The following is a 9,784-nucleotide window of genomic DNA, read 5'->3' on the forward strand; positions in this document are numbered from 1 at the left end:
TGAAGAAGTCGGGGGACCTCCGCATTTGCTGTGCAGAATTCGGAGTCACACGGGCTATGGGACGATTTCACGTTCCGCGAGGAGTGCCCGCAGGTCGCTTGCATCGACCATCCCGTCGGTGTTGCGATCCAGGCTGATGGCGCTGGCCGATGGGTCCGATCTCCCGAGAAGGCAATCCAGGAAGAGTGCCACTCCTCCGTCCCCTCCCGGCTGAGGATTCACCTGAACCCAGGTCTCGGCGGATTCCCCGAAGACACCAGTGCCTTCGCGCCAGAGTTGCCACGCGGTTCGGTAGGAACCGGGAGTATCCGGCATTCGGGCGGAGAGGCGAATCATTCCATCCCGTCCACGCTCAACCATGTCCATTCCCCCCCACTCGCCAGCGGTAAAGCGTGTGAGCGGATCGACGGGATCCACAGGTCGAAAGGCAAACCCGTCATCCTTCGTCCACGGCAGGTTCGAGTCGTTGCGGACGTGCACCAGAATTTCCTGGTCGCTACCGGCATACACGAGGCCCGGGACTTCGATCCCGATGACGGCTCCGCCAAACCGGGGGACCTCAAACAAGTAGCATGAAGGAGAAGTCTCCGGCGTCCCTGTATTGTCGATGAGCGTGAGCTGCAGCTCGAATGCGACGGTCCCGTCGTCGGGCCAATTCCACGAGAAATCCGACACCCAGAGACCGTATGTAGGATCGATCCGGTTGAAGGAGAAATCGCCATAGCGCGTCCAGGTCTCCGTCCCTTGCGGGCGATAGTCGACCTCCAGCCGTTGCGGCTTCTCGGATGTAGAGCCGGCCAAGGCGGTGAGAGGCAAAGGGTTCTGGTCGAGCTCGATATCTTCATATCCCACCAGACTCGAGTAGGGCCAGGGCGGGAAAAAGACCGCGGGGAATTCGAGAGTGAGTGAGTCGGCTGCTCCCCAGGAATCCGTTGCGCCGAGAGACACAAACTGCGGTTCGGAGGCGTAGCCGCCAATGTACTGAATGCGCAAGATTCCGGATGCCTCGTCGAGAGTCACGTCGAGGAGAGGGGAGTGCTCAACCGTCCAGCGGACCGGGTCTCCTTCGAGATCGACTGCGGCAAAGGGGACCTCAAGAGGCTGGGTCGCCCAGAGGGTCTCGTTGAAGTCGGCGGGTTCGGTAATTTGCGGGGCCGTGTTACGATCCAGCAGGGTGAACTGCAGATCGGCGGCAAGCGGGTCGCTCCCTCCGGAACTCTGCATTCCGGAGTCGGCGTCTCGGAGAGTGGCCTCAGCCCCGAGGCCAATGCGGAGAGCTTCGGGAGGAACATTCCAGGCTGCCCGGTACTCTCCCGCAGCCTCGCCGGGTGCCAGGTCAACGCGGGCGATTTCGACTCCATCCTCGAGCCGTGAGACGAGGATTTCGCCCGAAAGCCCATTTCGCCCAGTGGCTTCTTGAACGGTGAACCGCATGACGCCCTGGGGAGCAACGAATCCTCCGCGCGACACCACAGGATCGGAAGCGAGGGCCAAGACAACGGGAGCGACCGGATCTGCGGTAGCCTCGACGGCGAGCACAAACGCCAGTTCGGGCTGGAGCGGGTCGTTTGCCTGAAAGATCGGCGAAGCGACGAGAAGCCCCGGCGCGCCGGCCAGGATGTCGAAATAGAGATCTCGAGATCGGCCTGCCGCGACCTGGATCGGGCCGGGACGACGTGGAACAAGCCACGAGGGGAGGGAGGTGGGATCGAGTGTTGCCTTCAGGACTCCCCCGCCGGCATTGGCCAGACGGAGCACGACCATGGAGCGTTGCCCCAGGGCGACCGGAAGAGGCAACTCCCACGCGGTGATCAATCTTGCGGCGGGTGCGGTGTTGTAGCCTGCCACAGCGACTGGTCCCATCTCGTCACGGGCAGAGCGTGTCCCATCAGAAACCAGCACCTTGAGGCGCCCGCTTTCGGTTGCAGGCAATTGGGAACAGTCGAGTGTGTACGTGTTCGCCCCGTACTCGATTGGGAACGGTGGAGCCACTGGCATCCACGAGGCTCCCCCATCGGGGCTGAATTTGACCCAGGCGTAGAGTGCTTCTCCGCCGTCGGGGTCCCCTGCCTCGAACTGAATTGGGACGGAGCCGCTTAGGGCCTGCCCGGCAAGCGGAGCATTGAGGGCAACCATCGGAGCGGACGGGGAAAATGCGATCGTATCGATCGTATCGTCCAAGGTCCCGTCAGCGAGCCGGATCTCGAAACTCGCGGAAGTGACGGCGGGGTCCCATGGGAATCGGAACTGGGGAGAACCGGCCAGCCCCCAGTCGTCATCGCGATCGGGGTAGCCGGTCCAACCCGTAGGGACACGCGCTGTGCTTCCATTGGAAAGGGACACGCCGATGGACCGCGATCCAAGATCAACCTCGTCCGGAACCCACGGTTCATCGATGTCGACGAAGAAGGGCCAGACTTTGTCCATGTCGAAGTGCATGGTGGACCACTGCTGACGTTGGAGAAAAACCCCTCCGACATACAGAACTTCCTGGGGGCTGCTGGCTTGGGAAAGCCGCCGACCGGTGCCAACGGTGGCTTCGTTCAGAATGCGTTCGTAAGTCTCCTCCGTAAGCCATGGTGAGGAGGCGCGGTCATACATGATCGTCTGGAAGTCCGGGTGGAGGGCTCCAGGGGTGTTGTAGACCCGCGTGCCCTTGTCAGGATCGTACCCGTTGGCACTGGCTCCGTGATCGCCGTCGCCTTCCTCGTAGTGGTAGTTATCCAGGAACCCAAGGGTGTGGAAGTACTCGTGAAGGAGGTAGTGGGAGCGGGCAGTAACGCCATCGATCAGGACCACGTGCTCGTAGCGTGGTTCGGAGAGACCATCGGCACCGAAGATACCGGGGGCGGTTACGCCAACCACAAGGTCCGGCCGGGGGCTCATGGTCTCGCGAAGGCGCTCGAGGTCGGTGAAGTAAGAAAGAGTCTTCCACTTCCAGACAGCGCTCCATGGTTCGCTGGCCACGAGATCGGGACCGGAAGTGAATTCCACGGGAGCAGGGAAGAACTTCTGGAAGAAGTCGTTCATCGAACCCAGGGAAGCCGTGGAGGTCCATGATCCCAGCATCGTCTTGCTGCCGATGGTCGATGCGCCGGACGTCTGGAGACCCACGTAGTGGATGTGGAAGGGGCGATCGCGCATCGGGATGCGCTGCTCCTGGATCGTCGTACCGCCTATCCCGATGGAAAGTGGAATCTCGTCCCCGAGGTCATCGATCCAGTAGGCCTGGTGGGAATAGAGCTTAGGAACAGATTCGGGGAGGACGCCATAGAAGAACTCGTTCACGTTCCCCTTCAGGTGCTCGGCGTCTGTGAAATCATCCTGACACAATGCCTTGAGGCCAGTCAGGTCTGCGGCCTCTTCTCCGTTTTCGAGAATCCGCAGAGTGAAGTCCTCGAACCCCTCGTCCGCGTCGTCATAGGTGGTGGCGCTGTCGAGGATGCGGAACGTCGCGTGGTAATAGGCTGGGGCCTGAGAGTGCACCTGACTTTGGTGGACGCCATCGACGACTTGGGTGATTTCGGCTCCCATGGCGAGGCGGGGTGGCAACTTAAGGGTGACCTCTTCAGTAGCGGGGCCGCCGCCGTTAACATCAACTTCCACGAAGCCAGAAGCATCGGTCGTCACCGTCTGATCAACGGCCCCATCGATTTCGACGAAGGCGCCACCGACAGGACGGTCCTTCAGATCAACCGTGTGGATCTGGAGCTTGCCCTTGAAAGATCGCATATCCGGAACTCGAGCTCGGTTGTGCCCGTACCCCCCTTCGCCCGTGGAGCGATGCGCTGTAATGGCGGCGTAGGGTGGCGGGGCTGAGATCGGGTTGGCGGTCTCGATGACTTCGCCGCCTCCGCCGATATCCACGTAGGCTTCGCCTAACTCGTCGGTCGCAACCCAGGGGGAGATATAGTAAGTGGGACAATCATAGCTGGGGAGACAGGAAGCGTAAACGACCCGGACTTCGAGTCCCTCGTTGGGAATAGGAGCGTTGGCGTTGAACGGATCCGGAGCCACGGCCGTGATCTTGAATGTCAGGTTCAAAATGTCGGTGGATGTCGCGATGTTGCTGATTTCGCTGTCTGTCTCATAAGGAAATGCAAGACTGAACGGGTTGGGATCGTCCCAGTCAGCCAAACGGTACTGCACGTAAACGTGTGAGACGCCGACATCAAAGCGGTGTGAGAAATACACTGAGCCGCTCTCCGGTCCGGAAGCGGAGTAGTAAGATGCAAAGCTGTCATCGAGTTCCCCGATACGCGCGTCGGATTCGGCGGCATAGGAGATGAAGGTCCCATTGTTCGACCTCACCTCATGGGTGATGACCTCAACATCAGAAGGGAGAAGATCCGGCGTGTCGTGGATCACGTTGACCATCATCTGCTTATGGCCAACAAAGAAATTCCCCTGCCGAATCAACGGTGAAGGAGCCTCGACCGCAAGAGTGACGGTGACCGGTTCGCCAGAGGTGGAGAAGTAGTCCGTCCCTGATTGTTCGATCCGCGTCACCGACTCCCAGCCGGGCTGAAGCCCGACAACGGGGTCCTCGGCAAACAGAGAAATGGTCGCGCAGCTAAGGATAGCAACGAGTAACAAGCCTGTTCTATTCATCCGGGACTCCCCTCCCATTAGATCGAGAGGATTCTGACGACAGAAGGTTTATCCCGTCAACTGCAAGCAATACCGGCAATCCTGGTGGAATTCTTAAATGTCGCCCGACTGATCTTCATACAGCTCGGATACTTCCGAGGTGATCGGGAGGGATGCGCCCTCCCGAACTCGAGGTGCTCTGGCATCCCTTTCAGGACACATGAGACCTGCAAAATCATTGCAGAGATACGAAGGACGCCAAAAGGACGGCTGTGGCTCGTTCGCCCTTTCTCTCCCATGCTGGTTACTCACAACGCCTCCCAGGGCGAATTGGGCTGCGTGGACGTCTGAGATTGCTATGCCGGATAGGACTTCGTTGGGAGGGTGCACATGCCCTCTTTGGACTTCATTACAAGATGGCCATTTGGCGAGTTTCACCACGCTGCGAATGTGGCCCTGATCCCACTGTGCCAACATAGTCACGGTTGAATTCATTATTGACTTCACCCCCAACGAACCTCCAGAACCTCTAGAAATGCCATCCTCGGTGATGGACTAAACCCTCTAGATATCAGCCAGCGAGAGGACGTTGGCGGAGGGATACGAGGTGAGAGAACAATGAGACGATCAAAGGTCTTGTCTGGTTGGACAGTTGCATTAAGTCTACTTGTCTTGATTGCAGGTACCCAGGCGGTGAGTGGTGTAACAATCGAGTACCCGATGCGAACGATTCTGACTGACACGAGTTCGCCCGCAAGGCTGGCGCTCGATAGTTCGCAGAATCTCTACATCACAGATCCTTGGGGAACACGAGTCCTTGTCTATGATTCGACGGGGTCTGCAGTCACCCAGTTCACACCATCTCAGACCGCGGCTCCGCTCGGAATCGCCATTTGGGCGGACGGGAGTTTTGCGCTCTCGGACGCTATGACGGGTTCGGTCGACTTGTACGATGCCGGGCAGAACTACGTCGGCTCGCTCGGAGCGGGCGATGGGGAGTTTGGCCTTCCGTGCGACCTGGAGATCGATCGCTCAACTGGCCATCTCTACGTGGTTGATTCGGCGAGCGCTCAGATCAGCGAGTACGATTCCACCGGAAGCTTCATTGGTTCGTTCGGAGCCTCTGGGACAGGTCCCAGCGAATTCATCAAACCGACCGGCATCTCCATCAGCGAAGACGGAACTCGGCTGTATGTAGCCGATCAGGCGAACGGACGCGTTCAGGTCTTCGATTCCAACAAGACGTATCTTCGCGAGTTCGGTTCGATGGGTTCGCTGCCGGGGCAATTCGTCAGAGTTCAAGGAATCGCTGCAAGCACGAGCGGGTTCGTTTGCGCATCCGATTCATTCTTGAATTCTGTGCAACTCGTCGATTCCTCCGACGGGGCTTGGCAAACCGACTTCGGAGAGATGGGGCTGCTGCCAGGAGACGGGTTCCTGCAAGCCGTCGATGCCGAACTGGACGAGACCAACGGCCTCCTGTACGTCGCTTCGCACAATACGCTCGCCGTCGAGGTCTTTCAGTCCGCCGGCGTGATTCCGACAGAAAGCGCTGTGCCTGACTGGTACATTCTGGAACAACCATAGTCCATCGAGAAACCTCAGGGGTGGGGATCGCGCAAGATCGATGGATGATGAAACTCACTATTCGCGCCAGGGAGTAATACAATGATTCGCCATTTCCGGATCACGCTTCTCATTTCTGCACTTTCCATTCTCTGCGGTCTCGCTCTTGGGGCCGACGCCCCACACGATCAAACACAGGGCATCGATTGCGACTCCTGCCATACGATCCCATTGAATGCTTTGGCATTGATAACGACACCGACAGGCGGTCCCAGTCTTTGCCTGAGTTGCCACACGGTAGGCAGTGTTCCGTACGACATGGCACTGCAGTCCGAGAGCCAGGCGATCCCTGGTATCTCGGGTTACTCCCATCGCTGGGACTCGAATCTGCTGCAGTATGTTCACGTTCTGACTCCGGCCGGTGAAACCGGTTCGGTCGCACTCACCGGAGACTATGCGGAAGCGACGAGCTACACGCTGAGTGCCATGATCACATCAGGCGGCGCGGTTGGAGTCGCCCAGTTCGCCTGGGCTGACAACTGGGGGAATTCCGGAACCGATACCGTTCAGTCCAGCGTTGCCGTTGGTCAGGGGCTTTCGCTGCTGTTCGAAGATCATCCCAGTACGACATCGTTTCCTCTGGACATGCGCTTTGAGGCCTTCGCCCTCCCGCTCGAAGTCGATACGCCGGCGATCGCAGATGCTTTGTCTCACGATATCGTTGTGTGCAACACTTGTCACGATCAGCACGCAAACACGTTCCCTCCATTCCTTCGCGTAGACAACTCGAGCGACGTTTTATGCGCGTCCTGTCACCCCGATCGTTCAATGGGAACCTGGGCGGACGATCCGATCAATAACGTTGGAAACCACCCGACCGGGGTTCTGATGCCCTCGGTGTCCTGGTATGCAACGTCGATCGCTCCGCTCGAGCTCGAGGACCACGGCACAACTGCCGATGCGTCCGATGATACGGTACAATGTCTCTCCTGCCACTCCGCCCATCATGGCGACAGTAACACGAATGCAGATCCGTCGATGCTCGGCGAAGGCGATGGGAATCTGCTCCGAATGGCGAACGATGCGACCCTCTGCAAGACGTGCCATCTGTACGAGGATCACAGCGGACTTACGTGCTCGAATTGCCACGAACCGCACGGAGCGAGCAACAAGCGCCTCGTCCGCGACTGGCTGAATGGCCAGCCGGCTACCTACCAGTCGGCGGATGACTTCCTGAGTGGATCGCCGGACTACGATGGCGTGTGCGAGCGCTGCCACACGGCAACTGCTTATCATCAGGACAACGCGGGCGGCGATCATTCGCACTACGCGACGACCGATTGCATGCAGTGCCATTCTCACGTCACTGGGTTCGTGCCTCAGATGGTCGATTGCCTGTCATGTCACCGCAATGAGCTCAATGTGACAGCCGATGGGATCGCGACGCGGTCCATCAGTGAAGATTTCGAGAATGAAGGTGGGCATCATCCCTTCACGTATGATCGCTCGGGAGATCTTTCCGATCCACAGAACAACAACTGCCTGATCTGCCACCTGGAGGATTCCTACGATAATCCGCTGCATGGCGATGAGACTGTCGATCTGGATCTGGATCCGGATGGTTCTGGAGATCAGGAATGGCAAACGTATCCTGGCTCGCGTCACTCCTGGTGCGTCGATTGTCATGACGGTGACAATCCCAACCCGGCTTACCGTTTGTCCGGTCTCATTGCTTCCGACAAGTCCGACATGGCTACTGTCTCCAGTCACCGTGACGACTACCCGAATTCGGGTGCGGTGTTTGGCGGGCTTTGCGATTCCTGCCACGATGATGGGCATCGCGTCCGCGTTCGCTTCTATTCGCCGATGTACGGTGGCGGGCACGAAGAAGAAACCTGCTATGGATGCCACGGTGGGTTTGCCAATGTGAGCGTGAACGAAGGCACGACACGCTACATGGAGAATATGAAGGTCGCCTTTGTCGGCACCGGTGCGGTCCATCCGCGTTCACAACACATGGATCCTTACAAGGAGATTGGCGATGGCGCTGTCGTCTGCAGAAACTGCCACGATCCCCATCGATTGGATCACGACACGAACCTTCTCTGCGATCCGGACGACCGGTCAACGTCATGGGGAGGAGATGTCGACAACGCATGGTGTCTGACTTGCCATGATGGCACGCAAGCGGACGCACCGCTTCACCTCGACATCGATGTCACCGGAGTGGACTGCGCGTCGTGCCACCTGGCTCACGCCTCGACGAATAAGAATCTCCTGCTGATCGACGAACTCTCGACGTACACGTTGTCACTGACACCGGATCCGGCTTCTGTGCCGGTGAACTCATTCCAACAGTTCCAGCCGGTCATCTCGCCGTCGGCCTACTTCCTATCGCCAGGTGGTTTGCAGCGCCAGGCGGATTGGGGACTCGAAGGCCTGACTGGCGGAAGCGCGGGCCAGCGTTTCGACTTCGATGCCAACATCCCGTTCGACCGAACGGAGGGCTACGATCCATCCGGCTGGGGACTAATCAACGTCACCGATGACGGGACCGTCTCGGGCGGGCCAAGCCTCGTGACTGACCTGAATGTCTTCGTCGATGTTCCGCATCACTACCGCGGAGACCTTGAGGTCTGGCTGAGAAATCTGACGACTGGCGAGGAAGCTCAGATCGTCCAGTCCAATTGGAATGATGGAACCGATAACCTGTACAAGATCTACGATAGCGAATCGCCGAATGCCCCGAACACCGATGTGACAGAGCTTCCCGGAAAGACCGGCACTGGCATCTTGCTCGGTTACATCAACCGCGATGGGTACACCGGCCCGAACAATCTGGAATACACGATTACGATCACTGCCGAAGGCGACATGGGAACAGCGCTCTTCGACTGGTCCGACAACCAGGGCGGTTCCGCAACGGACGTGGTGACATCTCTCACCACCCCATTGCAATACGGCGCCATGGCGGGATTCTATCACCTGCACGCCTATTACGGTGGTGTGTCGCCGCAGTTCAAGGTCGGCGACTCGTGGACCTACAAGCCGATGGCGTTCTGGAATACGGCGCCGGATTCACTGACGGTCTTCAACGATCGCAACTCGAACGGCGATTGGCAGATCGAGGTCCATGACACGTGGCCGTCCGACAATCCGACCGATCCTGCGTCGCCGTCGTTCTGCTACTTCCGATCCTGGGCACTTCTCTTCAATTCGGGCCTGATCGGTACGATCGATGAACAGGGTCTCTTCAAGGGACTGTTCGCCGGCACCGGACGCGTCCAGGCCACGCTCCATCATGGTCGAATCTGGCCGATCCAGAGTGGACTCTCGGACTTCGTCTTTGAAGATCCGCTGCCGATCTCGGCAACCTCCGACGTCACAGTGACAAGCACTCGAGCCGCGACTTCCGACAACGCATCGGTTTCACAATCGGTGTCGGAGACTCACAGGCAAATCACCCGCCCATTCGACAGGGGCGAAGTAGAGATGGAACGCCGAGCAACATGGGCAGAAGAGACAAAACGAAACCTTGCTGCAACCGGACTGACGCCACACGCACCTGAGCTTCTGCAAACGGTCAGTTGCGCCAGTTGCCACAAGCACTGATGCAAGCGAATCGAGG

Annotated in this window: 3 protein-coding genes; 2 read left to right on the forward strand and 1 reads right to left on the reverse strand. The window is 58.7% G+C overall.

The features are described 5' to 3' along the window. Positions 1-54 precede the first annotated feature (54 nt). Positions 55-4,611 carry a hypothetical protein gene (locus KQI84_15425; GenBank protein MCB2156266.1) on the reverse strand — a complete coding sequence of 1,519 codons (4,557 nt, stop codon included), beginning with the start codon at positions 4,609-4,611 and terminating at the stop codon, positions 55-57. 597 nt (positions 4,612-5,208) lie between these two features. Between KQI84_15425 and KQI84_15430 the strand changes: the two genes are divergently transcribed. Together KQI84_15430 and KQI84_15435 are read left to right on the forward strand one after the other, a co-directional pair. Further along, positions 5,209-6,177: an NHL repeat-containing protein gene (locus tag KQI84_15430; GenBank protein MCB2156267.1), complete on the forward strand. Its 969-nt coding sequence runs from the start codon at positions 5,209-5,211 to the stop codon at positions 6,175-6,177. A gap of 81 nt (positions 6,178-6,258) precedes the next feature. After that, on the forward strand, positions 6,259-9,768 hold the full coding sequence (locus KQI84_15435; GenBank protein ID MCB2156268.1) for a hypothetical protein: 3,510 nt from the start codon (positions 6,259-6,261) through the stop codon (positions 9,766-9,768). The last annotated feature ends 16 nt before the right edge of the window (positions 9,769-9,784 follow it).

It is taken from the genome of bacterium (assembly GCA_020444065.1).
GTDB lineage: Bacteria > Sumerlaeota > Sumerlaeia > SLMS01 > JAHLLQ01 > JAHLLQ01.